The 25,903-nt window shown below is 67.8% G+C and carries 32 protein-coding genes; 22 read left to right on the plus strand and 10 right to left on the minus strand.

The annotated features are described in order from the left end of the window. Positions 1-20 precede the first annotated feature (20 nt). Complete coding sequence (locus tag G432_RS13840) at positions 21-653, plus strand: Npun_F0296 family exosortase-dependent surface protein (protein ID WP_015459441.1); 633 nt, start codon at positions 21-23, stop codon at positions 651-653. 398 nt (positions 654-1,051) lie between these two features. Here G432_RS13840 and hemB read toward each other — a convergent pair whose 3' ends face one another. Beyond that, positions 1,052-2,047, minus strand: coding sequence for a porphobilinogen synthase (gene hemB / locus G432_RS13845; protein WP_015459442.1), 996 nt, complete (start codon positions 2,045-2,047; stop codon positions 1,052-1,054). A gap of 36 nt (positions 2,048-2,083) precedes the next feature. Here hemB and G432_RS13850 point away from each other — a divergent pair, with 36 nt between their 5' ends. Continuing rightward, positions 2,084-2,416, plus strand: a complete 333-nt coding sequence (locus G432_RS13850; RefSeq protein ID WP_015459443.1) for a hypothetical protein — start codon at positions 2,084-2,086, stop codon at positions 2,414-2,416. Between the two features lie 287 nt (positions 2,417-2,703). Here the strand turns inward: G432_RS13850 and G432_RS13855 are convergent, their stop codons facing one another. Continuing rightward, the gene (locus G432_RS13855; protein ID WP_015459444.1) at positions 2,704-3,765 is read right to left on the minus strand and encodes a phosphotransferase; all 1,062 of its coding nucleotides are present in this window, start codon (positions 3,763-3,765) and stop codon (positions 2,704-2,706) included. Positions 3,766-4,030: 265 nt separating this feature from the next. Here G432_RS13855 and G432_RS13860 point away from each other — a divergent pair, with 265 nt between their 5' ends. Genes G432_RS13860 through G432_RS13875 form a run of 4 tightly spaced genes read left to right on the plus strand, consistent with a single transcriptional unit; the run spans position 4,031 to position 6,000 of the window. Further along, positions 4,031-4,507 carry a VOC family protein gene (locus tag G432_RS13860; RefSeq protein ID WP_015459445.1) on the plus strand — a complete coding sequence of 159 codons (477 nt, stop codon included), beginning with the start codon at positions 4,031-4,033 and terminating at the stop codon, positions 4,505-4,507. Positions 4,508-4,510: 3 nt separating this feature from the next. Beyond that, on the plus strand, positions 4,511-4,858 hold the full coding sequence (locus G432_RS13865) for an antibiotic biosynthesis monooxygenase family protein (RefSeq protein ID WP_015459446.1): 348 nt from the start codon (positions 4,511-4,513) through the stop codon (positions 4,856-4,858). Next, a complete protein-coding gene (locus G432_RS13870) occupies positions 4,859-5,206 on the plus strand; it encodes a GFA family protein (RefSeq protein WP_015459447.1) in 348 nt (115 codons plus the stop codon). Continuing rightward, positions 5,203-6,000, plus strand: coding sequence for a DUF72 domain-containing protein (locus G432_RS13875; RefSeq protein ID WP_015459448.1), 798 nt, complete (start codon positions 5,203-5,205; stop codon positions 5,998-6,000). The genes G432_RS13870 and G432_RS13875 overlap by 4 nt, the downstream gene beginning before the upstream one ends. Before the next feature lie 45 nt (positions 6,001-6,045). Here G432_RS13875 and G432_RS13880 read toward each other — a convergent pair whose 3' ends face one another. Genes G432_RS13880 through ykgO form a run of 3 tightly spaced genes read right to left on the minus strand, consistent with a single transcriptional unit; the run spans position 6,046 to position 7,229 of the window. After that, positions 6,046-6,477 (minus strand): DUF1810 domain-containing protein, encoded by a 432-nt coding sequence (locus G432_RS13880; RefSeq protein ID WP_015459449.1) that lies wholly within the window; start codon positions 6,475-6,477, stop codon positions 6,046-6,048. A gap of 6 nt (positions 6,478-6,483) precedes the next feature. Then, positions 6,484-7,089, minus strand: a complete 606-nt coding sequence (locus G432_RS13885; protein WP_015459450.1) for an HAD family hydrolase — start codon at positions 7,087-7,089, stop codon at positions 6,484-6,486. Between the two features lie 14 nt (positions 7,090-7,103). Then, positions 7,104-7,229 carry a type B 50S ribosomal protein L36 gene (gene ykgO, locus G432_RS13890; RefSeq protein ID WP_004210176.1) on the minus strand — a complete coding sequence of 42 codons (126 nt, stop codon included), beginning with the start codon at positions 7,227-7,229 and terminating at the stop codon, positions 7,104-7,106. 181 nt (positions 7,230-7,410) lie between these two features. Here ykgO and G432_RS13895 point away from each other — a divergent pair, with 181 nt between their 5' ends. The 3 genes from G432_RS13895 to G432_RS13905 all read left to right on the plus strand — a co-directional run bounded on the left by G432_RS13895 (position 7,411) and on the right by G432_RS13905 (position 9,785). After that, positions 7,411-8,004 (plus strand): DUF4136 domain-containing protein, encoded by a 594-nt coding sequence (locus G432_RS13895; RefSeq protein WP_015459451.1) that lies wholly within the window; start codon positions 7,411-7,413, stop codon positions 8,002-8,004. A 26-nt stretch (positions 8,005-8,030) separates the two neighbouring features. After that, positions 8,031-9,149: a M14 family metallopeptidase gene (locus G432_RS13900; protein ID WP_041864929.1), complete on the plus strand. Its 1,119-nt coding sequence runs from the start codon at positions 8,031-8,033 to the stop codon at positions 9,147-9,149. Positions 9,150-9,281: 132 nt separating this feature from the next. Then, complete coding sequence (locus tag G432_RS13905; RefSeq protein ID WP_015459453.1) at positions 9,282-9,785, plus strand: nuclear transport factor 2 family protein; 504 nt, start codon at positions 9,282-9,284, stop codon at positions 9,783-9,785. 46 nt (positions 9,786-9,831) lie between these two features. Here the strand turns inward: G432_RS13905 and G432_RS13910 are convergent, their stop codons facing one another. The 3 genes from G432_RS13910 to G432_RS13920 are packed head-to-tail and all read right to left on the minus strand — an operon-like array spanning position 9,832 to position 12,894. After that, complete coding sequence (locus G432_RS13910; RefSeq protein WP_236626781.1) at positions 9,832-10,566, minus strand: TadE/TadG family type IV pilus assembly protein; 735 nt, start codon at positions 10,564-10,566, stop codon at positions 9,832-9,834. Further along, a complete protein-coding gene (locus G432_RS13915) occupies positions 10,559-11,146 on the minus strand; it encodes a TadE/TadG family type IV pilus assembly protein (RefSeq protein WP_015459455.1) in 588 nt (195 codons plus the stop codon). The genes G432_RS13910 and G432_RS13915 overlap by 8 nt, the downstream gene beginning before the upstream one ends. After that, positions 11,143-12,894 (minus strand): Tad domain-containing protein, encoded by a 1,752-nt coding sequence (locus G432_RS13920; protein WP_015459456.1) that lies wholly within the window; start codon positions 12,892-12,894, stop codon positions 11,143-11,145. Before G432_RS13920 ends, G432_RS13915 begins: the two co-directional genes overlap by 4 nt. A 164-nt stretch (positions 12,895-13,058) precedes the next feature. Between G432_RS13920 and G432_RS13925 the strand changes: the two genes are divergently transcribed. Both G432_RS13925 and G432_RS13930 read left to right on the plus strand, forming a co-directional pair. Beyond that, complete coding sequence (locus G432_RS13925; protein ID WP_015459457.1) at positions 13,059-13,712, plus strand: hypothetical protein; 654 nt, start codon at positions 13,059-13,061, stop codon at positions 13,710-13,712. Between the two features lie 48 nt (positions 13,713-13,760). Beyond that, positions 13,761-14,231 carry an EF-hand domain-containing protein gene (locus G432_RS13930; RefSeq protein ID WP_041865423.1) on the plus strand — a complete coding sequence of 157 codons (471 nt, stop codon included), beginning with the start codon at positions 13,761-13,763 and terminating at the stop codon, positions 14,229-14,231. Between the two features lie 3 nt (positions 14,232-14,234). Here the strand turns inward: G432_RS13930 and trmFO are convergent, their stop codons facing one another. Continuing rightward, on the minus strand, positions 14,235-15,551 hold the full coding sequence (trmFO, locus tag G432_RS13935) for a methylenetetrahydrofolate--tRNA-(uracil(54)-C(5))-methyltransferase (FADH(2)-oxidizing) TrmFO (protein ID WP_015459459.1): 1,317 nt from the start codon (positions 15,549-15,551) through the stop codon (positions 14,235-14,237). 51 nt (positions 15,552-15,602) lie between these two features. Between trmFO and G432_RS13940 the strand changes: the two genes are divergently transcribed. The 11 genes from G432_RS13940 (at position 15,603) to G432_RS13990 (ending at position 24,442) form a co-directional block, all read left to right on the plus strand. Beyond that, positions 15,603-15,992, plus strand: coding sequence for a VOC family protein (locus G432_RS13940; protein WP_015459460.1), 390 nt, complete (start codon positions 15,603-15,605; stop codon positions 15,990-15,992). Continuing rightward, positions 15,974-16,621, plus strand: a complete 648-nt coding sequence (locus G432_RS13945) for a DUF2306 domain-containing protein (RefSeq protein ID WP_015459461.1) — start codon at positions 15,974-15,976, stop codon at positions 16,619-16,621. Before G432_RS13940 ends, G432_RS13945 begins: the two co-directional genes overlap by 19 nt. After that, entirely contained in the window at positions 16,621-17,052 is a 432-nt protein-coding gene (locus G432_RS13950; RefSeq protein ID WP_015459462.1) for a DUF488 domain-containing protein, read from the plus strand. Before G432_RS13945 ends, G432_RS13950 begins: the two co-directional genes overlap by 1 nt. A 128-nt stretch (positions 17,053-17,180) precedes the next feature. Continuing rightward, complete coding sequence (locus G432_RS13955; RefSeq protein ID WP_236626782.1) at positions 17,181-17,483, plus strand: hypothetical protein; 303 nt, start codon at positions 17,181-17,183, stop codon at positions 17,481-17,483. Positions 17,484-17,490: 7 nt separating this feature from the next. Beyond that, positions 17,491-18,156, plus strand: a complete 666-nt coding sequence (locus G432_RS13960; protein WP_015459464.1) for a response regulator transcription factor — start codon at positions 17,491-17,493, stop codon at positions 18,154-18,156. Between the two features lie 306 nt (positions 18,157-18,462). Then, positions 18,463-19,770 (plus strand): sensor histidine kinase, encoded by a 1,308-nt coding sequence (locus tag G432_RS13965; protein ID WP_015459465.1) that lies wholly within the window; start codon positions 18,463-18,465, stop codon positions 19,768-19,770. A gap of 137 nt (positions 19,771-19,907) precedes the next feature. Continuing rightward, complete coding sequence (locus tag G432_RS13970; RefSeq protein WP_236626783.1) at positions 19,908-20,516, plus strand: GAF domain-containing protein; 609 nt, start codon at positions 19,908-19,910, stop codon at positions 20,514-20,516. A gap of 109 nt (positions 20,517-20,625) precedes the next feature. Then, positions 20,626-22,032 (plus strand): aldehyde dehydrogenase family protein, encoded by a 1,407-nt coding sequence (locus G432_RS13975; RefSeq protein ID WP_041865426.1) that lies wholly within the window; start codon positions 20,626-20,628, stop codon positions 22,030-22,032. Between the two features lie 188 nt (positions 22,033-22,220). Then, positions 22,221-23,495 carry an SAM-dependent methyltransferase gene (locus G432_RS13980; RefSeq protein ID WP_015459468.1) on the plus strand — a complete coding sequence of 425 codons (1,275 nt, stop codon included), beginning with the start codon at positions 22,221-22,223 and terminating at the stop codon, positions 23,493-23,495. Positions 23,496-23,584: 89 nt separating this feature from the next. Then, positions 23,585-24,100, plus strand: a complete 516-nt coding sequence (locus tag G432_RS23755; protein ID WP_015459469.1) for a hypothetical protein — start codon at positions 23,585-23,587, stop codon at positions 24,098-24,100. A 99-nt stretch (positions 24,101-24,199) separates the two neighbouring features. Further along, entirely contained in the window at positions 24,200-24,442 is a 243-nt protein-coding gene (locus tag G432_RS13990) for a hypothetical protein (RefSeq protein WP_041864930.1), read from the plus strand. A gap of 39 nt (positions 24,443-24,481) precedes the next feature. Here G432_RS13990 and G432_RS13995 read toward each other — a convergent pair whose 3' ends face one another. Then, the gene (locus G432_RS13995) at positions 24,482-25,774 is read right to left on the minus strand and encodes an MFS transporter (RefSeq protein WP_015459471.1); all 1,293 of its coding nucleotides are present in this window, start codon (positions 25,772-25,774) and stop codon (positions 24,482-24,484) included. Positions 25,775-25,903: the final 129 nt, after the last annotated feature.

Here is a 25,903-nt window from a genome sequence, read left to right on the forward strand (position 1 = left end):
TCCCCGTCGAAAGGGAATCCATGTTCAAGACGCTTGCAGCCGCTCTGCTTCTGACCTGCGCCGCCACCTCGGCCAATGCGGCCACCTTCGTGTTCGCCCAGGGTGAGGGCGGCGCCAAGGCGTTCGAAACCGTGATCGCCGACTTCAACAATGCCGCGAACGACGGCCTGGTGAGCGGCATCAACTTCAGCTTCCTCGACGCCGCGACCAGCGGCGGCACCGGCGCGCTGCCGGGCGCGGGCGATGGCAGCCGCTATCTTTCGGTGCTGGGCGGCGGCTATGCCGAGATCAGCCTGCCGGCCGCGACGAGCTTCAGCATCGATGTCGGCTCGCTTGACAGCTACAACCTGATGACGCTGCTATATTCGGACGGCACCACCGCCGACCTGAGCGGCGACACCATCTTCAACGGCGATGCCGATGGCAACCAGACCAGCCCGTCCGCCAATGGCCGCCTGACCGTGTGGGCCGATGCCGGCAAGATCATCACCGGCATCCGCTTCTCTTCGGACTCGAACTCGTTCGAGGTCGACAATCTCGCGATCACCGCGGTTCCCGAGCCTTCGGCCTGGGCGCTGATGCTGGCCGGCTTCGGCCTGATCGGCACCGGCCTGCGCAGCCGTCGCCGCGGGATCGCGCCGCAGGCCGCCTGATCCGCTTTATTCCCTTATCGGGGAGGAAGGCCGCCGGCCCTCGCAAGGGGGCCGGCGGTTTTCGTTTGGGGATAAGCGCGCGAGCGTGATGGCAATACGGAGCGGCCGGCTGGTGCGGGCGGGCGGCTGATCGAGCGGCCCTGATGCGATGGCCGGATGGCGACGGCAGGGCTCGCCGGAAGCGCGCGGGGGCGGATCGGCATCCGGGGTGCAGGTGCGGGCCGGCCCCGAAGGCTCCGCCACGCGGGGTCGATCCGGGGGGCGTGGCGGGCGCCGGGAGGCTCCTGGGGGCAGCCTCCGTGGAGGGATGGCCCCGGACCGGGTCCGGGGCGACGGCAGGCATGCGGGTCGGCTCGGCCGGGCCTGCAAGACGGGCGCGGGGCCCCGGCGGCCCGCCCTCAGCCCGCGAGCAGGCGGGCGGCGTGGGCGGCGTGGTAGGTGAGGATGCCGGAGCAGCCCGCGCGGCGGAAGGCGGTGAGGGTTTCCAGCACCAGCGCGTCGCGATCGCCCGCGCCGGCCGCGACGGCGGCCTCGATCATCGCATATTCGCCGGACACCTGATAGGCGAACACCGGCACCTCGAACCGTTCCTTCACCCGGCGGATGATGTCGAGATAGGGCAGGCCGGGCTTCACCATCACGCTGTCCGCGCCCTCGGCGAGATCGAGCGCGACCTCGCGCAGCGCCTCCTCCGCATTGGCATAATCCATCTGATAGGCGCGCTTGTCGCCCTTCAGCAGCCCGCCCGATCCCACCGCATCGCGGAAGGGGCCGTAGAAGGCGCTCGCATATTTGGCCGAATAGGCCATGATCTGCACGTTGCGATGGCCGCCGGCCTCCAGCGCGGCGCGGATCGCGCCGACGCGGCCGTCCATCATGTCCGAAGGGGCGACGATGTCGGCGCCGGCTTCCGCCTGCACCAGCGCCTGGGCGACCAGCAACTCGCTCGTCTCGTCGTTGAGGACATAGCCGGTGGCGTCGACCAGCCCGTCATGCCCGTGCGAGGTATAGGGATCGAGCGCGACATCGGTGAGCACGCCGATATCGGGCACCGCATCCTTGATGGCGCGGATGGCGCGGCACATCAGATTGTCGGGATTGAGCGCCTCGCGCCCGTCGTCGGTGCGCAGATCGCGCGGGGTGTTGGGGAACAGGGCGAGGCAGCCGATGCCCAGCGCCTTCGCCTCCTTCGCCACGGCGCCGATCCGGTCGATCGAATGGCGCGACACCCCCGGCAGCGTCTTCACCGGATCGGTGACGCCCTGGCCCTCCGTCACGAACAGCGGCCAGATCAGGTGCGCCGGCGACAGATGCGTTTCGGCGACGAGCGCGCGGCTCCAGGCGGAGGCGCGGGTGCGGCGGAGGCGGAGGGCGGGAAAGCTGGCTTGGGTCATGGCCGCCCCTTCTAGGCGGCGAAACCGCAAACGGGAATGCGGCAAAATGACCCAAGGCCGGGCTATTGCCGCGCCACGAGACGAGAGCCGACGGCCTGCGGGGCCGGAGGGCGTTGCCGGCGCTTCCGATCCACGTCGCGCGCACGGCATCTCGCCGGCGCAGCCCTTATCGCCTTTGGCCTGGCCGTTGATCCGGCCCTTGCGGCGGACGCCGGGCCGCAGGTCGATGCCGACACCATCGTCGTCACCGCCGCCGATTATGCCATCTACCTGCCCTATCCCAGCGGGACGACCACGGCCTACACGCCGGCTTATTCGATCAACCAGGAAGGCCGGCGGCTGTGGCTTTCGGTGAATGTGGACTTCTGATGTGAGGGGGGCTGGGCAGGCCCGCTGACGACTGGAGTGCCGGGGGGCGGGCGGATATTCCGCCAGTTCCCCCCTTCGTCATTCCCGCGCAGGCGGGAATCCATTGTGTCGGGAGCTATCGGCTCAATCGAGCCAACCGCATCCATGGACTAGCTAGGCTGGCCTCCGGCTCCCGCCTGCGCGGGAATGACGGTTTTGGGGGGGCGTTTCCGCGGGAATGACGGTGGTGGCGCGAACGGAAGGGCCGTTTTCCAAGGAAAGGCACCTCGCCGGCCCTCCCGGCGCAGCTAGCCGCCCTGGGCCGCCTTCCAGCCGGCGGCGGCGAGGGCGGGGAACTTTTCCGCCATTTCGCGGGCGTGGGCGGATGCGGCCGTGCCGCGGACGACGCGGCCCTTGATGCCGTGGATGATCGCCGCCAGCCGGAAGATGTTGAAGGCGGTGTAGAATTGCAGGTCCGGAATGCCGGCGCGGCCGGTGCGGGCGCAATAGGCCGCGACATAATCGGCTTCGGACGGGATGTTGAGCGCGGCGAGGTCCGCGCCGGCGATGCCGGTCGCGATCGGCGGGGCCAGGCGATACATCATGAGATGATAGGCGAAATCGGACAGCGGATCGCCCAGCGTGGACAATTCCCAATCGAGCACCGCGACCACGCGCGGCTCGGTGGGGTGGAAGATCATGTTGTCGCAGCGATAATCGCCATGGGTGATGCGCACCTCGCCCTGGTGCGGGACATGCGCCTCCAGCCAGCCGATCAGCGCATCCATGTCGTCGTTGCGGCCGGCCTCGACATCCTCATGATATTGCTTCGTCCAGCGGCCGATCTGCCGTTCGAAGAAATTGCCGGGCTTGCCATAGTCGCCAAGGCCGATCGCCTGCGGATCGATGCCGTGCAGCCGGGCGAGCGTGGCGTTCATCGCGTCGAAATAGGCGGGCCGCTCCTCACGCGAAACCTGGGGGAAGGTGGCATCCCAGAAGATGCGCCCTTCCACCATGTCCATCACGTAGAACCAGGTGCCGATCACGCTGTCGTCGGTGCAAAGGCCGTGGACGCGGGCCACCGGGAAATCGACGGTGGCGAGCGCGGATAGCACCCGCGCCTCGCGCTCCACCGCATGCGCGCCCTTCAGGATCTGGCCCGGCGGCTTGCGGCGCAGCACATAGGCGCGGCCGGGCGTGGTGAGCTTGTAGGTCGGGTTGGACTGGCCGCCCTTGAACTGCTCCACCGTCAGCGGGCCTTCATAGCCCGCGACATTATCGGCCATCCAGGCGGCCAGCCGCGCCTCATCGAAGCGATGCGCCTCGCGCACGGGGGTGGTGCCGCTGTTCTGATCCTGCCGATCGGCCAAGCCTGTTCTCCCTCGATCATGGTTCCGGCGTGGCTGAAACCACTTTTTGCCGCATGCCTAGCGGTCTGGCCGGGACGGGTGCATCCGCATCGCCCGGACAATCAGACCACCGATCCACTAGTGCGGTTCGCGCGCTGGCGGAACCGGGAAGCGATCCTTCGATGGCGCAATTCCCTTGCCCGGTCGCGGAACAAAAGCCGCGCTTCCGGGTCGGACGCTACGACAGGGCCGCGAGAGCCCCGCCCCCCGATCGGGAGAGAATCCGATGTCGAAGATCGCACCCTGCCTGTGGTTCGCCACCGAAGCCGAGGAAGCCGCCCGCTTCTATGCCGGCCTGATCCCCGATTCGCGGATCGATCAGGTGCAGCGCGCGCCGGCCGACAGCCCCGGCGGGCAGGCGGGAACGGTGCTGGTGGTGGGCTTCACCCTGGGCGGCACCCGCTTCACCGCGCTGAACGGCGGGGTGGGGGCGGAGTTCAGCCACGCCATATCCTTCCAGATCGACTGCGCGGACCAGGCGGAGGTGGACCGGCTGTGGCACGGGCTTTCGGCCGGCGGCAAGACCGAGCAGTGCGGCTGGCTGCGCGACCGTTACGGCATTTCCTGGCAGATCGTGCCGACCGCGCTGCCGAAACTGCTGGCCGATCCCGATCCGGCGAAGGCGAAGCGGGTGATGGAGGCGATGCTGGGCATGACCAGGATCGACATCGCCGGGCTGGAGCGCGCCTGGCGGGGTGCGTGACGGATGTTCGTCGCGGTCTATTGGTGGCGGGTCCACCCCGGCAAGGAGGATCAGTTCCGCGCGGCCTGGCGGCGCGGGACGGAACTGATCACGCGCATCTACGGCAGCCTGGGATCGCGGCTGCACCGCGCGGCGGACGGCCGCTTCGTCGGCATCGCCGAATGGCCGGACGAGGAAACATGGCAACACGCCATGGATGCCAAGATGGCCTATGACGAGCCGGAGACGCGGGCCGCCTTCGTCGATGCGATCGCCGATGCGCCCCACGATCCGCTGTTGACCTTGACGGTCACGGACGATCTGTTGCTGCGCACGCTGGACGTGGCGGACGAGGATTTGGGGAGGATGTGAATGCTGCACGGAAGCTGCCATTGCGGAGCGGTGACCTTCACGGTGGAGGCCGATCCGCCGGAACAGGCGGTGGCGTGCAACTGTTCCCACTGCCGGCGCAAGGGCTTCCTGCTGGCTTTCTACGGCGCGGACCGGTTCCGGCTGGAACAGGGCGAGGAGGCGCTGGGCAGCTATCTGTTCAACCGCCACGCCATCACGCACCGCTTCTGCACCACCTGCGGCTGCCAGCCCTTCGCCGAGGGAACGGCGCCGGACGGCAGCGCGACCCGCGCGGTGAACCTGCGCTGCGTGGAGGAGGTGGACCCCGATGCCATCGCCGTCCAGCATTTCGACGGGGCGAAGCTTTGAGCCACGGCGCGATCCGCGTCGGCATCGGCGGCTGGAACTATGAGCCGTGGCGCGGCACCTTCTACCCGGAGAAGCTGCCCCAGGCGAAGGAGCTGGCCTATGCGGCGGAGCGGCTCACCGCGATCGAGATCAATTCCACTTATTACAGCACCCAGAAGCCGGAAAGCTGGCGCAAATGGGCGGACGCCGTGCCCGAGGGCTTCGTCTTCACCGCCAAGGCATCGCGTTTCTGCACCAACCGCCGGGTGCTGGCGGAGGCGGGCGATTCGATCGCCAAGTTCCTGGGGCAGGGATTGACCGAGCTGGGCGACAAGCTCGGCCCGATCCTCTGGCAGTTCATGCCGACCAAGAAGTTCGACCGCGAGGATTTCGGCGCCTTCCTGAAGCTGCTGCCGCATGGGCAAGGCGGCCGGCGGCTGCGCCATGCGGTGGAGGTGCGGCACGAAAGCTTCCGCGATCCCGCCTTCGTCGATCTGGCGCGCGACAATGGCGTGGCGATCGTCTTTGCCGACCATGCCGAATATCCCGCCATCGCCGATCTGACCGCCGATTTCGTCTATGCCCGGCTGCAGCAATCGCGCGAGGAGGTGGCGACCGGCTATGATGCGGCGGCGCTCGACCATTGGGCCGATGTCGCGCGGAGCTGGGCTGGGGGGCACCAGCCGCGCGGGCTCGATCATGTGGCGCCGAGCGCGCCGCCGGCGAGTGGGCGGGACGTGTTCCTGTTCTTCATTTCCGGCGCCAAGGTGCGCAATCCGGCGGCGGCGCAGGCGCTGATCGAACGGGTGGGGTAGGGGCGGTCGCTTCCCTCCCTTGAAAGGGAGGGGAGGGATCGGATCCTAAAGCCGCTCCAACGTGCGGGCGTCGCGCTGGCCGTCGTAGAAGGCGTCGAGCGCGGCGGCGAAGGGTTCTGCGGCGGGATCGGCCGCGACCGCATCGAACAGGGTGAGCGAGGAGCGGAGCTTGAGGGCGTCGATGCCGCCCATGATCGCTTCCGGCGGCCGGCCGGCATGGGCCAGCAGCGCGCGGGTGATGGCGCGCAGCCTTTCGCCGAGGATCGGGTGGGCGAGGAAGGCGCGGGCTTCGGCGGCCGAGGCGATGGCGTAGCGCTGGGCCATGACGCTGTGGCCGAGCCCTTCGATCTGGGGGAAGACGAACCACATCCAGTGGCTGCGCTTGGCGCCGGCGGTGATCTCCGCCAGCGCGGCGGCGTAGCTGGCTTCCTGCGCGGCGAGGAAGCGGGCGAGATCGTGGGGATCGCCGCCGGCCATCGGCGATCAGCCCGGCAGCAGCCCGCGCGCAACGAGATCGGCGCGCAGCGTGGGCGCATCGCGGAAATGGTGGCCGATCAGCCCGGCGGCTTCGCCCGCGGCGACATTGTCCGCCCGGTCGTCCACGAACAGCGCCTCGCCGGGGGCAAGGCCGAATCGCGCCATGGCGCGGCGGAAGATTTCGGGATCGGGCTTCACCAGCTTCTCCTCGCCGGAGACGAGGATATCACGGAAGCGATCGAACAGCGTGGCATGATCCGCGCGGAAGGGCGGCCAGAATTCGGCCGAGAAGTTGGTGAGCGCGAACAGCGGCACGCCCGCTTCGTCGAGCGCGGCGACGATTTCCGGGCTGCCGGGGATGGGGCCGGGCACCATCTCCCCGAATCGCGGGCCGAACTGGGCGATCAGCGGCGCATATTCGGGATGGAGCGTCGCCAGCTCCGCGCTGGTTTCCGCGAACGGGCGGCCGGCATCGTGCTGGCTGTGCCATTCGAAGGTAACGACATGCGCGAGAAAATCCTCCAGCGCCGCCCGATCGGGGATCAGGCGGGCATAGAGGTTTCTGGGATGCCAGTCGAAAAGGACGTGGCCGACATCGAAGATGACGGCCATCGGCCGGGCGTGGATCAGCCCTGGCGCGCCTTGAAGCGACGGTTGGTCTTGTTGATGACGTAGGTGCGGCCACGACGACGGATCACGCGATTGTCGCGGTGACGCCCCTTGAGCGATTTGAGCGAATTGCGGATCTTCATGGCTTGAACGCCTGCCTTATCTTGTCATCAGTCTGGAAAAAGCGAGGCGCTCCCCTATTCAACGCCCGGCCCCGAGTCAAGCATGTGCGCGGCCTTTGCGCGCGGCATGCAGCAAAAGACGTTGGACAAGCGTTTCGATCCACGTCCATGTGGTGCTTCAACATAGCTGGGGAATCTCTCCATGTCGCTTCGCCGCCTCGTTCTTTCCGGTTTCGTGCTGACGCTCGTCGCGGGCTGCGCCTCGCAGGTGCCGCCCGTGCAGGTGACGCGATTCCACCTCGGCCAGCCGATCGCCCGCGGCGAGATCGTGGTGGAGCCGCGCGATCCCACGCTGGCCAACAGCCTCGAATTCCGCAGCCAGGCGGAGGCGGTGAGCGCCGAGCTGGCCCGGCTGAACTTCCGGCTGGCGCCGGGCATCGCCAAGTCCGAGCTGGTCGCCGTGGTCGATGTGACGCGGCGCACCCGCCGCGATGCGGATACGGGATCGGGCGTGTCGGTGGGGCTGGGCGGCGGCAGCTATGGCGGCGGCGTGGGCGTTGGCGGCGGGGTGAGCTTCCCGATCGGCAAGAGCAAGTCCAGGGACGTGGACCTGACCGAGCTTGCGGTGCAGATCAAGCGCCGATCCGAAGGCACGGTGATCTGGGAAGGCCGCGCCAGGAGCGAGGCGCGCGCCGGCACGCCGGGCGCGGCCCCGGCCGCCGCGGTGCAGCGGCTGGCCGCCGCCCTGTTCAAGGATTTCCCCGGCGAATCGGGCCGCGTGGTGACGGTGAAGTAATCGGTGCAGGCGTAGGTATGGGTGACATGGATATCGGCATTTCGGCGGCGTTCGACAGCGGCAACATCATCGTCAAGGGGCGGGAAGGGGACCGGTTCGACCTGGAGATCGCCCGCGATCATGAGTCGGACTTCTACCAATGGTTCCATTTCCGGCTGACGGGCGCGGCGGGACGGACGGTGACGCTGCGCATCCTGAACGCGGGCGGATCGGCCTATCCGGGCGGCTGGCCCGGCTATCGCGCCCGCGTGTCCGAGGATCGCGAGACGTGGCGGCAGGCGGAGACCGACTATGCCGACGGCGTGCTCACCATCCGCCACATGCCGGCCACCAACAATGCCTGGTTCGCTTATTTCGCGCCTTATTCGATGGAGCGGCATCATGATCTGGTCGCCCGGATCGCCAGCCGCGAGGGCGTGACCCATCGTTCGCTCGGCCGCACGCTGGACGGGCAGGAGATCGACTGCCTCTCGCTGGGGGACGGCCCCCGGCAGGTGTGGCTCTATGCCCGCCAGCATCCGGGCGAGACCATGGCCGAATGGTGGATGGAAGGCGCGCTGGAACGGCTGACCGACCGGCAGGACAGCGTGGCCCGCCGGCTGCGCGCGGCCGCCACCTTCCACATCGTCCCCAACATGAACCCCGATGGTTCGCGGCGCGGCCACCTGCGCACCAATGCGGCCGGCGTGAACCTGAACCGCGAATGGCACAAGCCCTCGGCGGAACGCAGCCCGGAGGTGCTCCACACGCTGGCGCGGATGGACGAGACGGGTGTGGACTTCGCCATGGACGTGCATGGCGACGAGGCGATCCCCCATGTCTTCCTCGCGGGGTTCGAGGGCATTCCCAAATGGACCGAGAGGCAGGGCGCGCTCTACGCCCGCTTCCGCGACACGCTGGCTGCCCGCACGCCCGATTTCCAGACGGCGCACGGCTATGAGACGGCGCCCCCCGGCAAGGCCAACCTCTCCATGTCCACCAACCAGCTCGCCAACCGCTTCGATTGCGTGGCGATGACGCTGGAAATGCCGTTCAAGGACAATGACGACTTGCCCGACGCCGCCTTCGGCTGGTCGCCCGCGCGATCGAAGCGGCTGGCCGAGGATTGCCTGGCCACCTTGTGCGAGATGATCGGGGAAATCTAAACGGCCATGATCTTGGCCCTTCCTTCACCCTGAACTTGTTTCGGGGCCTGTGGCGCCGCAGGCGAAGGGATCGCCTGCGGAAAACGGGTGCCGAAGCAAGTTCGGCATGACGGGCGGCATCGGGAGAGGCGCATGACCCTGCGGCTGGAGGATATCGAGCGGATCAAGCAGCTCAAGCATCGCTACATGCGGATGCTGGACAGCGGCGACAGCGAGGGGCTGGCCAGCTGCTTCGTGCCCGAGGCGACGATCCGTTACGAGGGCGGTTCCTACCTCTACGAGGCGAACGGGCGCGACGAGATCATCGCCATGCTCGGCCAGATGCAGAACAACCAATATGTCGGCATGCACCTGGCGCTGATGCCCGAGATCGACGTGGCGGAAGACGGCGCCGTAGCCGAGGGGCGCTGGTATATGGTCGACTGGGCGGTGAACATGGCCACCAACCGCATGACCCACGGCACCGCGCTCTATCACGACCATTACGTCCACCGCGACGGCGAATGGCGCATCCGCCATTCCGGCTATGTCCGCCTGTTCGAACGGGTGGAGATGCTGAAGGAGCCGATCGACCTCAAGAGCCACGCCTTCGCCCGCTTCGGCCCGCCGATGCTGGGAGGGGTGCTGCCGCGGTAGTAAGGCAGGCGGGCTCTTGCCGTGGGCCTGCCGGGTCGTCAGTCCGTCAGCTATAATAGCGGTTGCAGGTGGAGCGCTGACCGGCGGCGATGCCCCCGGTCTTCATCACCTGATCCGAGCGCTGGCGGACGTTGAAGGCGCTGGTGTAGCGGATCGTGCGATCCTTCAGGATCGAATTGGGGACCAGCGGCTGATAATCATAGACGACCTCCACGAACATCAGCGCGGTGCCGGGGCTGGCGCCGATCTGGTTGTTGGCCGGGCCGATGCCGGTCGGCGTGGGGGTGCCGTTGGCTTCAGGCAGGGATTTGGCCTGGTCGCTGGATTTGGTGGCGTCCGAATCCGCCTCGCTCCCATTGGTGATGATCGTCCCGCCCTTGGTCCTGGGCGCGCCGAAGCTGGAGGCGGCCTGCTTCATCCCGAAGCAGCGCTGCCAGCGGATCCACTGGTTGGGTTTGCCGTTGGTCATGGTCGGTGCGACCGTGCGGGGCTCCACGCTGGACAGGATGATCCGGCCATGATCGGCGAAGTCGATGCTCTGGCCCACCAGCTTGGCGCCGATGAACAGCTCGTTGATGTCATATTCGTCGATCGAATCGCGCACGCGCGCGGCATTGTCGGCAGTGGCCATGGCGATCTGGCTGATGCGCAGATGGGCGATGGCATAGTTGGCCGTTTCGATGCCCGCTAGCCCGAGCAGCAGCAGCAGCGGAAGGACAAAGGCGAATTCGGTCATCGCCACGCCACTTTGGCTGCGGTGGAGGGTGGAGAGGTCAGCCACCGGGGCATACCTCCTTGGGGATGGTCTGCGATGCATAAGGCTGGTTGCGCAGCACCGTGCCGGAGCTGACGGTGGCCGTGGGCGAGAAGCCGAAGATCTTGGTCAGCGGCACCAGCCGCTCGAAACTGGCCGTCACCTTGTAATAGACGATGTCATCCGATCCACCGAGGCCGGCGCGTCCGGCGACGGTGTTGCGGATGCCGTCACCGTTCAGATCCTCGAAGCAGTCGCTGGGGTCTTCGCCCACTGGGCCACGATCCTTGGTGATCTTCTCCGGCCGGCCGATGCCCGAATATTCGTAATAGTTGGTCTTCTCGATCTCGATCGTGGCGGTGTTGGAGAAAGCGGAAAGCTGATCGCGTATATATTCGTCCACCTTATCGGCGGGCATATCGCCCACCGTGGCCAGCCGCGCCGCCCGGTGGACGGTGCCCTCCACCACCGATCCCAGATACATGCTGTAACCGAAATCAATGAAGCCCAGCAGGATGCCCAGGAACGGCAGCATCACGAATGCCAGTTCGACGATGGTGGCGCCCCGCTGGTCGCGGGCGAGCCGGTTCCGGCGCGCGCGCGTCATTGGGTGAGCCTCAGCGAGCCGATATTCTTGCCGATTTCCACGAACTTGGCGATCAGCTGGGCTTTATCGGACGATTTCGAAACCTGATTCGGGCTGCTGGCGCACTCCTTCAGCGCGGCACTGGGATCGGTGGAAGTGAAGCTGATCACCCAGATCGACACGCTCTGGCCCTTGATCGCGTGGCAGACCATCTTGAACCGCTGCTCGTGGCGGCTCGTCTGGGTCGAGGTGTTTGCGGTGCCGGTGATCTTCCTGTCGAGTTGTTCGATGCCATAAGCGGAATAGCTGTCGACATTCGGCGCCAGCGCGCCATCGGTCAGGAAGATCAGGAAGCGGCTGACGGGCATGCTGCCGACCTGCTCGGGATTGTCGCTCTTGAACACGCCTTTTCGGGAGAGCAGTCGGCCGCCCCAGATCAGCCCGATATCGTGATAGGTGCCGCCGGTGGTGACCAGATTATCAATATAGGCCTTGAGGTCGTCTCTCGACCAGGCGGTGAGCCGGCGAGCTTCGGACGGGCAGGCCGTATAGGCGTTTTCCGGTGTCGTCAGAGTCCCCTTCCTGGGCAGATATTCACCATTGATATCCGCGCTCGTTCCCGCTGCACGAAGATAGGTTACCTCTGGCCAGAAGGGTTTCCAGCGGGTTTCCTTGCTGTTCGGAATGAGGTCCAGGTCAAGGTCATGGGCGCCGGAGGGGATGGTATAGTCCGAAGACGTCGTGATCGATGACGTCGTTTGGGCTTCCTCGATGCAGCCCGCCCACTTGGCTTTCTTCGTCGTTCCGCTATCCCTGGACGGGACGTCCACCTCGTTGCCCTTGACGAAATTGGCGATATCATACTCTACGGGCATGTATATCCAGGTGGACTGATTGCCTGTGCTGTCGGAATCATAATATGTGCATTGCTTGTTGCTATAGGAGCGATATTCGGCAGGAATAGCGTTGCAATCGGATTGGTTGTTGACAGCCTTGGTGTGCTTGTATGTCAACTTTCGCGAATGGTAAGTCCATTTATCGCTTTCAACATAGCTATTGTTTATGCCCCTAACCACGTTTCCGACGTTCACGTTGCTGGAATAGGGCACGATTCCGTAGCGGAGTTGCAGGCCGGCCTTTTTAAGCTGATCCTGAACCGGCGCCAGCTCGTCGTAGAGAGCCATAACGGCCTCTCGCAGGGCGGCGATCTTGGGACTGCCGCCAAGATTTTCATCCATCGATTTGGTGACGTCCAGCACCAGCATGACATCGGTGTTCACGAAATCCTGGCGCGCATCGCATGTGACCGAGAGCGGCAGATATTCGAAGCCGAATATCTTCATGATCGATGTCGGGATGCGCGTCTGCGCGCTCACCAGCACGGTCGTCTTTCCCTTTTCCGTGCCGTCCTTGGCCTTGGTGGATAAGGTGAAATGATCGGTATCGAAGCTGCCTTGCGGGAAGTTGAAGTTGAAGAATTTCTCCGCTTCGGTGGTGACGGTGCTGTCCACCACCCCCGCGCTCATCGCGCGGCGGCCGGCGAGGGCGGCGGCGTCGCAGGCGACTTGCAGGCGCGATTGGGCGGCATAGGCGCGGCTCAGATCGATGCCGGAGCCGATGAGGCAGAGCAGCGGGATAATCGCCGCCGTGGCGATGGCGAGCACGTTGCCGCGGGTGTCGTCGCGCAGCCGTGCCAGGAATCCGCGCCGGCCCTTTTCGTGCAGGCCCTTCGGATGATTGCGTATTTCGCGTTCGTTTATCCGAGCCATTTGGTCGCCCCGCCCGGCGCCCCACGCGCGCCTGTCTGCCTTCATCGCAGGGAAGGGCTAAGGCTATCTGAAATCCCGTGGTTAACGCGGCGTTGCCATCGTTCGGCCGTGGGCTTGCGCAATATCGGTTGGGCGGCGCGCGCGGCGGGATTATGGCGGGCGGCATGATCCCGCCCGACGATCCCGAACGCGCGCTCGCGCTTGTCTATGCGCCGGCGGACCGGCGGGCGGCGCTGGCGGTGCTGTGGCGGCTGGACGAGCGGCTGGGCGCGGTGCTGGCGATGGCGCAGGAGCCGATGATCCGCGCGATCCGCCTGGCCTGGTGGCGCGAGGCGCTGGAGGCGCTGGACGACGGCCCCCCGCCGGACGAGCCGCTGCTGCAGGACGTGGCGGCGCATATCCTGCCGCTGGGCCTTGCCGGCGCCGATGTCGCGGCGCTGGAGGAAGGCTGGGCGGCGCTGGCGGACCTGCCGCCGGACCTTGGTCGTCACGCGCGCGCGCGGGGGGGCGCCTTATTCGATCTGTCGGCGCGGCTGCTGGGCGAGGCCGCGCCGCGCGACCTGGCCGATGCCGGGGAGGGCTGGGCGCTGATCGACCGGCTGGCCGCCGGGGATGGGCCGGACGAGGATCGGGCGGAATTGCAGGCGCGGGCGGCGGCGTTGCTGGCGCGGCGCCGCTGGCCGCGCGCGCTGCGGCCGCTGGGCGTGCTGGCGGCGCTGGCGCGGCGCGATGCGCGGGCGGGCGATCCGGCGGCGCGGCGGCAGGGATCGCCGGCGCGGCTCGGCCGGGCGATCGTTGCGGGACTGCTTGGCCGCTGAGCGGAGACGCGATAGCCTTCCGCCCCAGGGGACATGGGGGAGGCGATCATGGCGCGATTCCTGGCGGGCGTCGCATCGGCGCTGCTGCTGGCGGCTGCGGGTTTCTTCTGGTGGAGCGGGCGGGCGGCGGATGCGGGGCCGGCCGCGCTGCCGCCGGCCCCGCTGATCGCAGCACCCGCCGATGCGGGCGCGGATAGGGACCCGCCCCAGGCGAGCGAGCGGACGCGCGAGCAGCGCCGCTTCGCCCGCTACGATCGCGACAGGGACGGCCGGGTCGGCCGCGAGGAATATCTGGCGGCGCGGCGCAAGGCCTTCGCCAAGCTCGATACCAATGGCGACGGCCGGCTTTCGTTCGAGGAATATGCCGTCCGCACGATCGACAAGTTCGGCCAGGCCGATGCGGATCGTTCGGGCGCGCTGGACGCCGCCGAGTTCGCCGCCACCCGCGTCGCCCGCAAGGCGCCCGCCCGCCCCAATTGCCCGCCGCCGCCCGCGCGCGACGAGGGCGAGGAGGGCTGAGGATCAGGCGGCGGCGTCGATCCAGTCGGCCAGCTTTTCCCGCGCGCGCGTCGTATAGAGCAGCTTGCGGTCGGCCTTCTTCGTCCGGCCGGGGATGGGCGGGAACAGGCCGAAATTGACATTCATCGGCTGGAACGTCTCCGCATCCGCGCCGCCGGTGATATGGCCCAGCAGCGCGCCGAGCGCGGTTTCGACCGGCGGCGGCGCCAGCGTGCGGCCGCCCAGATCGGCGGCGGCGAAACGCGCGGCAAGCAGGCCGACGGCGGCGGATTCGATATAGCCTTCGCAGCCGGTGATCTGGCCGGCGAAGCGGATGTGCGGCGCGCTCTTCAGCCGCAGCTCGCCATCCAGCAGGCGCGGCGAATTGATGAAGGTGTTGCGGTGCAGCCCGCCCAGCCGGGCGAATTCCGCCTTTTCCAGCCCCGGTATGGTGCGGAAGATGCGGACCTGTTCGGCATGCTTCAGCTTCGTCTGGAAGCCGACGATGTTCCACAGCGTGCCGAGCGCATTATCCTGGCGGAGCTGGACGACGGCATAGGGCCAGCGCCCGGTGCGCGGATCATCGAGGCCGACCGGCTTCATCGGCCCGTGGCGCAGCGTATCGACGCCGCGTTCGGCCATCACCTCGATCGGCATGCAGCCGTCGAAATAGGGCGTATCGGCCTCCCATTCCTTGAAGGCGGTCTTCTCGCCCGTCATCAGCGCATCGATGAAGGCGAGATACTGGTCCTTGTCGAGCGGGCAGTTGATGTAATCCTTGCCGTCGCCCTTGTTCCAGCGGCTCTGGAACCAGGCCACGTCCATGTCGATCGTGTCGCGGTGGACGATCGGGGCCAGCGCATCGAAGAAGGCGAGTTCCGCCTCGCCGGTTTCGGCGAGGATGGATTGCGCGAGCGGCGCGGCCGTCAGCGGGCCGGTGGCGATGATCGCCGGGCCTTGCGGCAGGCCGTCCACGCGTTCGCGCACCAGCTCGATCCGCTCATGATCCGAAACCCGTTTCGTCACGGCGGCGGAGAAGCCGTCCCGGTCCACGGCCAGCGCGGAGCCCGCCGGCACGCGATGTGCGTCGGCACAGGCCATGATGAGTGAGTTAAGCTGGCGAAGCTCGGCATGGAGCAGGCCGACGGCGTTGCTTGCCGCGTCGTCGGAACGGAAGCTGTTGGAACAGACCAGCTCGGCCAGGTCGTCCGTCTTGTGCGCGGGCGTGCCTTCCACGCCGCGCATCTCGGAAAGCCGCACGCGATATCCGGCCTCGGCCATCTGCCACGCGGCCTCTGACCCGGCCAGCCCGCCGCCGATGATATGAATGTCGTGAGTCATGGCGAAGTGCGATAGAAGGTTAAGCGCACGGAAGCGAGTGGGAGCGGGAGCTTGATCGACCATATCGGCTTGACGGCAACGGACATCGCCCGGTCGCGGGCCTTCTATGCGGCGGCGCTCGCGCCGCTCGGCATCGCCCTCGTCATGGAGATAACGCCCGAGATGAAGGGCACGCCCGGCAGCGCGCTGGGCTATGGCCGCGAAGGCAAGCCCTTCTTCTGGATATATGGCGATGCCCCGGCAGGGGGCGAGGTGCATGTCGCCTTCGCGGTGCCCGATCGCGCCGCCGTCGATGCCTTCCACGCCGCCGCGATCGCCGCCGGCGGCAGGGACAATGGCGCGCCCGGCCTGCGGCCGCATTATCATGCCGATTATTACGGCGCCTTCGCGCTCGATCCTGACGGCCATAATATCGAGGCGGTATGCCACGCGCCGGCCTGAGCCGATCGGGCTGGGCCGGCTTCGCGATCGCCGGCCTGCTGGCGCTGGGGGTGTCGGCCTATGCCGCGCGCTATCCGATCGTCGGGCCGCCCGCCTTCGCGGCGGGCCTGCGGGATAGCTTCCTCCGGCACCCCTGGGCGATCTACGTCCATGCCGGTTTCGGCGCGGTGGCGCTGGGCGTGGGCTTCATCCAGCTCAATCCCGCGATCCGATCGGCAAGCTATGGGCTGCACCGCTGGCTGGGGCGGGCTTATGCCACCGCCGCGATCCTTGGCGGCGCGGCGGGCCTCTACCTGGCGCCTTATGCCGATACGGGGCCGATCGCGGCCACCGGCTTCGGCCTGCTCGCGGTGCTGACGATGCTGACGACCGCCGCTGGCTGGATCGCCATCCGGTCCCGCCGGGTCGCCGCGCATCGCCGCTGGATGATCCGCAGCTATGCCCTGATCTTCGCCGCCGTGACGCTCCGTATCGAGCTGCCGCTGCTGATCATGGCGTTCGGCGATTTCGTGCCGGCCTATCGCATCGTCGCCTGGCTGTGCTGGGTGCCCCACCTGCTCGCGGCCGAATGGTGGCTGCGCTGCGCCGGCGCGCGGATGCCGCCGGAACTGGGCGGGGCGGCCGCCTGATGCGGATCTTCACCATCGGCTATGAAGGCGCGACCCAGGCGGACTTCATCGCCGCGCTGCGCGATGCGGGCGTGAAGCGGGTGATCGACGTGCGCGCCGTGCCGCTGTCCCGCAAGCCCGGCTTCTCCAAGACCGTGCTGGCGGCGGGGCTGAAGGAGGCCGGCATCGATTATGTCCACCTGAAGCCGCTCGGCACGCCGCCGGCCGGGCGCGAGGCGGCGCGCAAGGGGGATAGGGCCGGCCTCGAATCCGTCTATGCCGGGCAGCTCGCGCAGCCGGACGCGATCGTCGCGGCGGCGCGGATGATCGAGCTGGCCGGGGAGGCGCCGAGCGCCCTCCTCTGTTTCGAGCGCGATCCCGCCGCCTGCCATCGCAGCCTGCTGCTGGCCGCCGTGGCGCCCGATGCCGAGGTGGTGGATCTTTACGCCTGAAGGGGCGGGCCGCGCGGCTGTTCAGGCCGGGATGGCCGTTTTCCGCGCCTTTCGCGCGACGATTGGCGCAAGGCTGTGGCATTCATGACCTATTCAAGGCGGAGGCCCTATGCCACAAGCCCATGCCGATGAAGACTTTAGTTCTGCCCTGCTTGGCGGGCACCCTTGCCGTCAGCGCGATCGCCGCGCCGGCGGAGGCCGGCCGCCGCGATCAGGATGCCGCGTTCGAAGCCGTGCGCAGCGGCCGCAGCCAGCCGTTGCCGATGCTGGAGCGCCGCGTGCTGCCGCAGATCAGGGGCGATTATCTCGGCCGACCCGAATATGATGCAGGATCGAACATGTATCGCATGAAGTTCATGCGGAACGGTTCCGTGATATGGATCGACGTGGACGGACGCACCGGCCAGATCCTTCGCCGTTCGGGAGAATGACTGAAATATGCGCGTACTGATTGTCGAGGACGAGCCGAATCTCGGCCGCCAGCTTCGCGCCACGCTCGAAGGAGCGGGCTATGCCGTCGATCTGGCCACCGATGGCGAGGACGGCCACTTCCTGGGCTCCACCGAAAATTACGATGCGATCATCCTCGATCTGGGCCTGCCCAAGCTCGACGGGCTGACCGTGCTCGACAGGTGGCGCAAGGAGGGCAAGGAAACCCCCGTGCTGGTGCTGACGGCGCGGGACAGCTGGTCGGACAAGGTGGCGGGCCTCGATGCCGGCGCCGACGACTATCTCGCCAAGCCCTTCCAGACGGAGGAGCTGATCGCCCGGCTGCGCGCGCTGATCCGCCGCGCCTCGGGCAATGCTTCGTCCGAGCTGGTGGCGGGCGACGTGCGGCTCGACACGCGATCGGGCAAGGTCACGCTGGCCGGCGAGCCGGTGAAGATGACCGCGCAGGAATATAAGCTGCTGAGCTACCTGATGCACCACAAGGGCAAGGTGGTGAGCCGCACCGAGCTGATCGAGCATATCTACGACCAGGATTTCGATCGCGATTCGAACACGATCGAGGTGTTCGTCACCCGCATCCGCAAGAAGCTGGGCCAGGATGTGATCACCACCATCCGGGGCCTGGGCTACAGCCTCGAGGACCCGGACGCCTGAGAGATCGTTGGAAAATTCGCCTTCAGCGCATTTCAGGCGCCCCGATCCGGCCACCCATAACATATTGCCGCGGGGTGGCCGGCTGGGGGAGCGCGCCGGTGCCGTCCAATGGGCGAAAGCCCATCCTCCAGCGGCCTTGAGCCGGCGATGAGCCAGCCGCCCGAGCCAGAAGCCGCGCCGCCGCCGTCCCCCGCGACGGAGGCGGTGCCGCTGCTTTATCGCCTGCCCGCCTTCCTGCGCCTGCTGCGCGCGCGGCTGCGGCCGCCGCCGTCCACCGCGCGATCCACCGGATCGCTCACGCGGCGGATGATCGTGATTTCGGCGGCGTGGATATTCGTGCTGCTGGTGGGCGGGGGCCTCGCGCTCGATCGCGTGCTTTCCTCCGCCATCACCCGCAATTTCGATGCGCAGCTCGAATATGTGCTGACGGCGATGATCGCATCGTCGGAAATCGGGCCGGACGGGGAGGTGCGTTTCAACCGGCCGCTCGCCGACCAGCGTTTTCTGGAGCCCTATTCGGGCCTTTATTACCAGATCAGCGGGCGCGGCTTCGAAACCTTCCGGTCGCGATCGCTGTGGGATCGGGCGCTGACGGTGAAGGCGCAGCATGGCGACGATTCGGTCCATGTCTATGACAGCCGCGAATTCGCCGACGAGCCGCTGCGCGTGCTGGAACGTGACGTGCGCCTGCCGGGATCGGGCACGCGCTGGCGCTTCCAGGTGGCGCAGGGGCGCGCGGCGCTGGACGAGCAGATCGCCACCCTGCGGCGCACGCTGGTGCGGTCCTTCGCCCTGCTGGGGCTGGGGCTGATCGTCGCGTCGGCCCTGCAGGCGACCTACGGCCTCTGGCCGCTGCGCAAGATAAGGCGCGGCATCAGCGCCGTGCGCGCCGGCCAGATCGCGCTGGTGGACGATGCCGTGCCCAACGAGATCGTGCCGCTGGTGGAGGAACTGAACGCGCTGCTCGCCCATAATGAGAAGCAGGCGGAGGAAGCGCGCCGCCATGCCGGCAACCTCGCCCACGCGCTGAAGACGCCGCTCACCGTCATCATGAACGAGGCGACCGCCGGCAGCCCCGACCTCAAGGACACGGTGATCCGCGAGGCGACGACGATGCGCCGGCAGGTGGACCACCATCTCGCACGCGCCCGCGCCGTCGGCCGGCGCGGCCAGATGCAGAGCCGGGCCGAGGTGTGGCCCGCGCTGAAGGCGGTGGAACGCGCCATGGCCCGGCTCCATCGCCATGTGACGGTGGATCTGGCCGGCGTGAAGGACGCCGCCGTCCATGTCGAGCATCAGGACCTCGAGGAGATCGTCGGCAACCTGATCGAGAATGCCGCCAAATATGGCCAGGGCCGCGTGTTCGTGGAGGTGAAGCGCGACGCCGGTTATGTCGAGATCATCGTCGAGGATGACGGCCCCGGCATTCCCGAGGCGGATCGGCGGGTGCTGTTCCATCGCGGCGCGCGGCTGGACACCGGCAAGCCGGGCACGGGCCTGGGCCTCGCCATCGTCCGCGATGTCGTGGAGATTTACGGCGGCACCGTCAGCCTGGAGGAAAGCGAGGATCTGGGCGGCCTGCTCGCGCGGCTGAGGCTGCCCGCGGCCGCCTGACATCCTTGCGGATGCCGCCGCCGGAGAATCGCATATCCGGGCGCTATGTGCGGAACGATCCGGTTTGAACGTATTTCTGCTCAAGGCACGGCGGATTCGCGTCCTATGCTTCGGAACGGGCAGGGGATATTGGGCTTGTGGTCGATCAACCCGGATATGGCCGCGATCGGATGAAGGGGACGGCGGGCTTCGCCGACGAGGACGACCGCTGGTATAGCCTCGCCTCGACGATCGAGCAGCTTGCCGGCGCCCGTTCGGACGATGAGGTGATCGATATGCTGCGCGGATCGGCGCGCAGCATCGTGGGCGCGGACGGCATCGCCGTGGTGCTCAAGGACGGGGACCAGTGCTTCTATGTGGCCGAGGATGCGGTGGAGCCGCTCTGGGCCGGCCAGCGCTTCCCGGCTGAAACCTGCGTGTCCGGCTGGGCGATGCGCCACCGCCAGACGGCCGTCATCCCCGATATCACCGCCGATCCCCGCGTGCCGATCGAGGCCTATCGGCAGACCTTCGTCCGCAGCCTGGTGATGGTGCCGATCGGGGCGCCCGCGGCCATCGCCGCGCTGGGCGCCTATTGGGATCGCATCCGCGTGCCGAAGAAGACCGAGGTGGCGATGCTGGAGGCGCTGGCGCGATCGGCCGCGACCGCGATCGAGAATGCCCGGCTGATCGCGCGGCTCCATGCGATGAATCGGGATCTGGCGCAGAGGCTTGCGGAGCTTGACGGGCGATCCGGCCGGCACTGATGGCCGGTCCTTCGGCCACCCCCTCCAAACGGACTAGGACCGACTCCTCCCCATCGCATAGCCTCCCCCGGAAACGCCGGCCCGAGCCGGCGGCATGGAGGATGACGAGATGGCCGAATATCAGATGCTGATCGATGGCGCGCTGACCGACGGATCGGCGGAGCTGGAGGTGGTGAACCCCGCGACCGGGCAGCCCTTCACCAGCGTCGCCCGCGCGTCCGAAGCCGATATGCTGCGCGCGATCGCCGCGGCCAAGGCGGCCCAGCCGGGCTGGGCGGCGAAGCCGCTCGCCGAACGGCAGGCGGCGCTGGTGCGCCTGGCCGACGCGATCGACGCGAACGCCGCCGATCTCGCCCGCACGCTGGTGATGGAGCAGGGCAAGCCGCTGGAGCAGGCCCAGGCCGAAACCGCCTATGCCGCCGTGTTCATCCGCCATTTCGCCGCCCAGTCGCTGGAGCCGGAGACGGTGCAGGACGACGAGGCCTATCACATCCAGGCCCATTATCGTCCGCTGGGCGTGGTCGCCGGCATCACGCCGTGGAATTTCCCGCTGCTGATCGGCTGCTACAAGCTCGCGCCCGCCGTGCTCCTGGGCAACAGCTTCATCTGGAAGACCGCGCCGACCACGCCCGTCACCGCGCTGATGATCGGGAAGCTGGCGCAGGACATCTTCCCCGCCGGCGTCGTCAACGTGCTGGTCGACAAGAACGATCTCGGCGCGGTGCTGACCTCGCACCCCGATGTCGCCAAGATCAGCTTCACCGGTTCCACGCCCACCGGCCGCAAGGTGATGGAGGCGGCGGCATCCTCGCTCAAGCGGCTGACGCTGGAGCTGGGGGGCAACGACGCCGGCATCGTCCTTCCCGACGCCGATATCGCCAAGACCGCGCAGCGCGCCGTGGGCAGCGCCTTCTTCAACGCCGGCCAGGTCTGCATCGCGCTGAAGCGCCTCTACGTCCACCGTTCCATCTATGAGGAGATGTGCGACGCGCTGGCGAGCGAGGTGGCGCAGCTCGCGCTGGGCGACGGGCTGGAGCAGGGCACCCGCGTCGGCCCGCTGCAGAACGCCCAGCAATATGAGAAGGCCAAGACCTATCTGGAGGCCGCCCACGCCGATGGCCGGGTGATCGCCGGCGGCCGCGCGCGCGAGGGCGGCGGTTACTTCATCGAGCCGACGCTGGTGCGCGACATCGGCGACGGATCGAAGCTGGTGGACGAGGAGCAGTTCGCCCCGATCCTGCCGGTGATCGCCTATGACGACCCCGCCGACGTGATCGGCCGGGCCAATTCCTCCGAATATGGCCTGGGCGGATCGGTATGGTCCGAGGACATCGACAAGGCGGTGGCCGTCGCCAGCCAGATCGAAAGCGGCACGGTGTGGATCAACCACCATACCCATTTCGGCCCGCACATTCCCTTTGCGGGCGCCAAGCAATCGGGGCTCGGCGTGGAATTCGGCAAGGAGGGCCTCACCGAATTCGCCCAGCGCACGGTGATCAGCGTGTCGCGCGCCTGACCGGTGTTGCGGCGGCGGCGCCATCCCGCCGCCGCACCGGGGAGGAGCCGGCGTCGCCATCAAGCGCCGGTTCCTCCCCGTTTTTTGGGCCCCGGCCGGAGGCGCGGGGGAAAAGGCCGCGCCCTCTCTCTCCCGATTGCATTCGTCATCGACTTCGGCGCAAATGCGGGTCTGGGCTCGAGGACAGGATGAACGCCGAAAAACCCATGCGGGGCCGCCATCTGGTGACGGCCGATCGCGGATTTTCCACGGGCGGCGGCCTGTGGGCGCGGCTGCTGGCGCCCGGCTTCCGCCGGCTGCTGGACCATGTCGATCGCGGGCTGGAGGCGGGCGCGATCGATGCGACCCTGCCCGACGGCACCCGCCGGCTGCTGGGCGGCCGGGCGGACGGCCCCGTCGCCGTGGTCGAGGTGAGGAACTGGCGCGCGCTGGTGCGGCTGATCACCGGCGGATCGATCGGCTGGTATCGCGCCTGGGCGGAAGGCGAATGGACCAGCCCCGATCCCGTGCCGCTGTTCGATCTGTTCATGCGCAATCGCGTGGCTTTGGGCGAGATCGGCCGGGCGCAGGGGCTGGGCCGGCTGGTCAACCGCCTGCGCCACGCGCTCCGCCGCAACGATCGCAGCGGCGCGCGGCGCAACATCGAATTCCACTACGATCTCGGCAATGATTTCTACGCCGCTTGGCTCGACGGGACGATGGCCTATTCCAGCGCCCGCTTCGCCGAGCCGATTTCGGCCGACGAGCCGCTGGAGGCCGCGCAGGAACGCAAGGTCAGGATGCTGCTCGACCGGCTGATGCTGAAGCCGGGGGATCATCTGCTGGAGATCGGCTGCGGCTGGGGCGGCCTCGCCGAGATCGCCGCGCGCGATTATGGCGCGCGGGTGACGGGCATCACGCTTTCGGCCGAGCAGAAGGCCTATGCCGAGGCGCGGATCGCCGCCGCGGGCTTCGCCGATCGGGTGGATTTCCGGCTGGTCGACTATCGCGACGTCCAGGGCCGCTTCGATGCGGTGGCCAGCGTCGAGATGGTGGAGGCGGTGGGCGAGGCCTATTGGCCGGCCTATCTGGAAGCGATCGCGCGGCTGCTGAAGCCGGGCGGCCGCGCCGGTATCCAGTTCATCGATATCGACGATGCGATCTTCGCCAATTATGCGACCGGCGCGGATTTCATCCAGGCCTATATCTTCCCCGGCGGGCTGCTGCTTTCGGAAAGCCGGTTCCGCGCCATCGCCGAGAAGGCGGGGCTGGCCTGGCAGGCGATCGACCGGTTCGGCCTGCATTATGCCGAAACGCTGCGGCGCTGGCGCGAACGCTTCGACCGGGCGGTGGCGGGCGGCGCGCTGCCGGCGGGGTTCGACGATGCCTTCGTGCGGCTGTGGCGTTACTACCTCATGTATTGCGAGGGCGGCTTTCGCGGGCGGGGAATCGATGTCGCGCAGGTGACGCTGGTGCGCGGCTGAAGCACGCCGCCGAACGATCGCACTTTATCGTTTCGGAACCGCAAGCGCCGCCATATGTTCGTTATCCCGAAGTCTGATGGGAGACGATGATGGCTGATACCCCGATCGGAGACGCCCCCGCCAAGCCGGTCCGCCGCCGGGCCGCCCGCTCGACCGCCAAATCGGCGACGACCAAGCGCACGGCACCCAAGGGCCCGGCGGCCGCCAAGCCCCGGACTGCGGCAAAGACGGCCCGGTCCGCCGCCGCCGCCAAATCGGCGCCGGCCAAGCCCGCCACCCGCGCCCGCGCGGCGATCGACAAGGTGGAAGCGGAGGTGAGCGCGCTGGCGAAATCGGCCTCCACCCGCGCCAAGGCCACGGCGAGCAAGGCGAAGGCCACCGCCGCCAAGGCGAAGGACAAGCTGCCGCCGGCCACCTCGCGCAACGTTGCCATCGGTGCTGCGGCCGCGGTCGTCGCGGTCGGCGCCGGCATCGCGGCGACGCTGGGGCGCAAGAAGATCGCGGCCACATCGGGCGAGATCGTCGAATCGGTGAAGAAATCGATCGCCAAGGCGCGGACGAAGAAACCGCCGACGACACCGGGCGGCGGCTCCACGCCGCTCTGACGGCCGGCCGGGCTGCTGCGATGTCCCGTCCCGCGACGGGACATCGCCCCGCAAATTCCGCAGGCGACAGAATCGTTACCAAGGCGTTAAGCCTTGCATATGATCGAGGCACGCACGGGATTCGGTGCCGGCCGTGGCACCCCATATCGATCGCCGGGCAGGGCGGGGCGACGGATTCGCCCGCTCCTCGCCGGTGCTGTCCAGCCGGCGGCGTCCGTGCCGCTGGCGCGGGGCGAAGCTTTGCCGGCGGACGCGGGATCGGGCTGGAAGGCCGAGGATGCGCGGCTGTTCGCGATCACCTTCGCGGCGGGATTCCTGTTCTTCCTGACCTTCCTGGGCTGAAGGGCCTTTCGCCCGGAGCCGGAGCGGGCATCGGCCCCGTCAGTCGCAGGCGCAGTGCAGCTTCCAGGCGATCCAGGCCGAAACCAGGCACATGGCGGCGACCAGCAGCAGCGACTGGACGACGGTGACGCCCATCGCCGTCAGCCCCATGATCGCCAGCGATCCCAGCACCATCGCCCCTGAATTGACGATATTGTTGGCGGCGACGGTGCGCGCCGTCTGATCCTTGGCGACGGTGGTGGTGAGGAAGGCGTAGAGCGGCACCACGAACATGCCTCCGCACACCGCCACCCCGAACAGGGCGGCGAACACCTCGATCGCGCCGGGATGGTGCGTGAATTCGGCGAGGCTGTAGAGATGCCCTTCCGGCTGCCCCTGCCAGCCATTGGCGACGTGGAACATGAACAGCACCGCCATGCCCATCGCGATCACGGCCGCCGGCGCGTAGCGGGCGGAGACATGGGCGCCGAGCAGGCGGTTGATGAGCACCGATCCGATGGCGACGCCGACCGAGAAGATGCCGAGGAACAGGCTGGCGACGGTTTCGTCGGCGGTGAACACATTCTTCACCAGCGGCGGGAAGATCACCACCAGGATCGATCCGATCGCCCAGAAGAAGCTGATCGCGCAGATCGCCAGGAACAGGCGGGGGATGTGCATCGTCGCCGATACCAGCCGGATCGAGGAGCGGACGATGTGAAAATCGAGCGGCGGCGTATCGCCCAGCGGCGGGGCCGGCGGCACCTGCCGGCCGGAAAGCCAGCCCAGCGCCGCGACGCCGAGGACGGTGACGGCCACCGCGCCCTCGTTGCGGCTCATGAAACCCGCCAGGATCGTGCCGGCGAGGATGGCGATATAGGTGCCGGCCTCGACCAGCCCGGTGCCGCCCAGCACCTCATCCTCCTTCAGGTGCTGGGGCAGGATCGCGTATTTTATCGGGCCAAAGAAGGTGGAATGGACACCCATTGCCAGCACCGCCAGCAGCATCAGCCCGATCGACCAGCCTTGCGCCACGGACGACAGCAGCAGGCCGGTGGCGCCCACGGCCATGATGCCGATTTCCGCCGTCTTCACCAGTCGCACGATGCGGGCCTTGTCGCGGGTGTCGGCAAGCTGGCCGGAAAGCGCGGACAGCAGGAAGAAGGGCAGGATGAACAGGCCGGTGGCGATGGCGTTGAACCAGGCTTCGACGCGGGGGTCCGAATAGACCTCGTAGGTGACGAACAGCACCATCGCGGTCTTGAAGAGGTTGTCGTTGAAAGCCCCCAGGAACTGGGTGACGAACAGCGGCAGGAACCGCCTTCTGGCTAGAAGCCCTATCGATGCATGCATGCCGAGCGTGGTTCGCCTTGTTCTTATCGGTCGCGCTGCATAGCCCATGGGCGGGGCGGGACCAAGCATTGTCGCCCGCCATGGCATCGCCATGCCGATCGCACTCCCCAAGGCCGGCAAAGCGCGCTA

This window comes from Sphingomonas sp. MM-1, assembly GCF_000347675.2.
Taxonomy (GTDB): domain Bacteria; phylum Pseudomonadota; class Alphaproteobacteria; order Sphingomonadales; family Sphingomonadaceae; genus Sphingomonas_E; species Sphingomonas_E fennica.

Bases quoted from the DNA above. Each gene is read 5' to 3' on its own strand.
- G432_RS13960 (WP_015459464.1), top strand. From the start codon at position 17,491: ATGCGCGTACTGATTGTCGAGGACGAGCCGAATCTCGGCCGCCAGCTT.
- G432_RS13930 (WP_041865423.1), top strand. From the start codon at position 13,761: ATGGCGCGATTCCTGGCGGGCGTCGCATCGGCGCTGCTGCTGGCGGCT.
- G432_RS13895 (WP_015459451.1), top strand. From the start codon at position 7,411: ATGTCGCTTCGCCGCCTCGTTCTTTCCGGTTTCGTGCTGACGCTCGTC.
- G432_RS13990 (WP_041864930.1), top strand. From the start codon at position 24,200: ATGATCGAGGCACGCACGGGATTCGGTGCCGGCCGTGGCACCCCATAT.
- G432_RS13860 (WP_015459445.1), top strand. From the start codon at position 4,031: ATGTCGAAGATCGCACCCTGCCTGTGGTTCGCCACCGAAGCCGAGGAA.
- G432_RS23755 (WP_015459469.1), top strand. From the start codon at position 23,585: ATGGCTGATACCCCGATCGGAGACGCCCCCGCCAAGCCGGTCCGCCGC.
- G432_RS13955 (WP_236626782.1), top strand. From the start codon at position 17,181: ATGAAGACTTTAGTTCTGCCCTGCTTGGCGGGCACCCTTGCCGTCAGC.
- G432_RS13865 (WP_015459446.1), top strand. From the start codon at position 4,511: ATGTTCGTCGCGGTCTATTGGTGGCGGGTCCACCCCGGCAAGGAGGAT.
- G432_RS13980 (WP_015459468.1), top strand. From the start codon at position 22,221: ATGAACGCCGAAAAACCCATGCGGGGCCGCCATCTGGTGACGGCCGAT.
- G432_RS13880 (WP_015459449.1), bottom strand. From the start codon at position 6,477: ATGGCCGGCGGCGATCCCCACGATCTCGCCCGCTTCCTCGCCGCGCAG.
- G432_RS13975 (WP_041865426.1), top strand. From the start codon at position 20,626: ATGGCCGAATATCAGATGCTGATCGATGGCGCGCTGACCGACGGATCG.
- hemB (WP_015459442.1), bottom strand. From the start codon at position 2,047: ATGACCCAAGCCAGCTTTCCCGCCCTCCGCCTCCGCCGCACCCGCGCC.
- G432_RS13965 (WP_015459465.1), top strand. From the start codon at position 18,463: ATGATCGTGATTTCGGCGGCGTGGATATTCGTGCTGCTGGTGGGCGGG.
- G432_RS13905 (WP_015459453.1), top strand. From the start codon at position 9,282: ATGACCCTGCGGCTGGAGGATATCGAGCGGATCAAGCAGCTCAAGCAT.
- G432_RS13915 (WP_015459455.1), bottom strand. From the start codon at position 11,146: ATGACGCGCGCGCGCCGGAACCGGCTCGCCCGCGACCAGCGGGGCGCC.
- G432_RS13870 (WP_015459447.1), top strand. From the start codon at position 4,859: ATGCTGCACGGAAGCTGCCATTGCGGAGCGGTGACCTTCACGGTGGAG.
- G432_RS13885 (WP_015459450.1), bottom strand. From the start codon at position 7,089: ATGGCCGTCATCTTCGATGTCGGCCACGTCCTTTTCGACTGGCATCCC.
- G432_RS13925 (WP_015459457.1), top strand. From the start codon at position 13,059: ATGATCCCGCCCGACGATCCCGAACGCGCGCTCGCGCTTGTCTATGCG.
- trmFO (WP_015459459.1), bottom strand. From the start codon at position 15,551: ATGACTCACGACATTCATATCATCGGCGGCGGGCTGGCCGGGTCAGAG.
- ykgO (WP_004210176.1), bottom strand. From the start codon at position 7,229: ATGAAGATCCGCAATTCGCTCAAATCGCTCAAGGGGCGTCACCGCGAC.
- G432_RS13840 (WP_015459441.1), top strand. From the start codon at position 21: ATGTTCAAGACGCTTGCAGCCGCTCTGCTTCTGACCTGCGCCGCCACC.
- G432_RS13945 (WP_015459461.1), top strand. From the start codon at position 15,974: ATGCCACGCGCCGGCCTGAGCCGATCGGGCTGGGCCGGCTTCGCGATC.
- G432_RS13995 (WP_015459471.1), bottom strand. From the start codon at position 25,774: ATGCATGCATCGATAGGGCTTCTAGCCAGAAGGCGGTTCCTGCCGCTG.
- G432_RS13920 (WP_015459456.1), bottom strand. From the start codon at position 12,894: ATGGCTCGGATAAACGAACGCGAAATACGCAATCATCCGAAGGGCCTG.
- G432_RS13900 (WP_041864929.1), top strand. From the start codon at position 8,031: ATGGATATCGGCATTTCGGCGGCGTTCGACAGCGGCAACATCATCGTC.
- G432_RS13950 (WP_015459462.1), top strand. From the start codon at position 16,621: ATGCGGATCTTCACCATCGGCTATGAAGGCGCGACCCAGGCGGACTTC.
- G432_RS13850 (WP_015459443.1), top strand. From the start codon at position 2,084: ATGCGGCAAAATGACCCAAGGCCGGGCTATTGCCGCGCCACGAGACGA.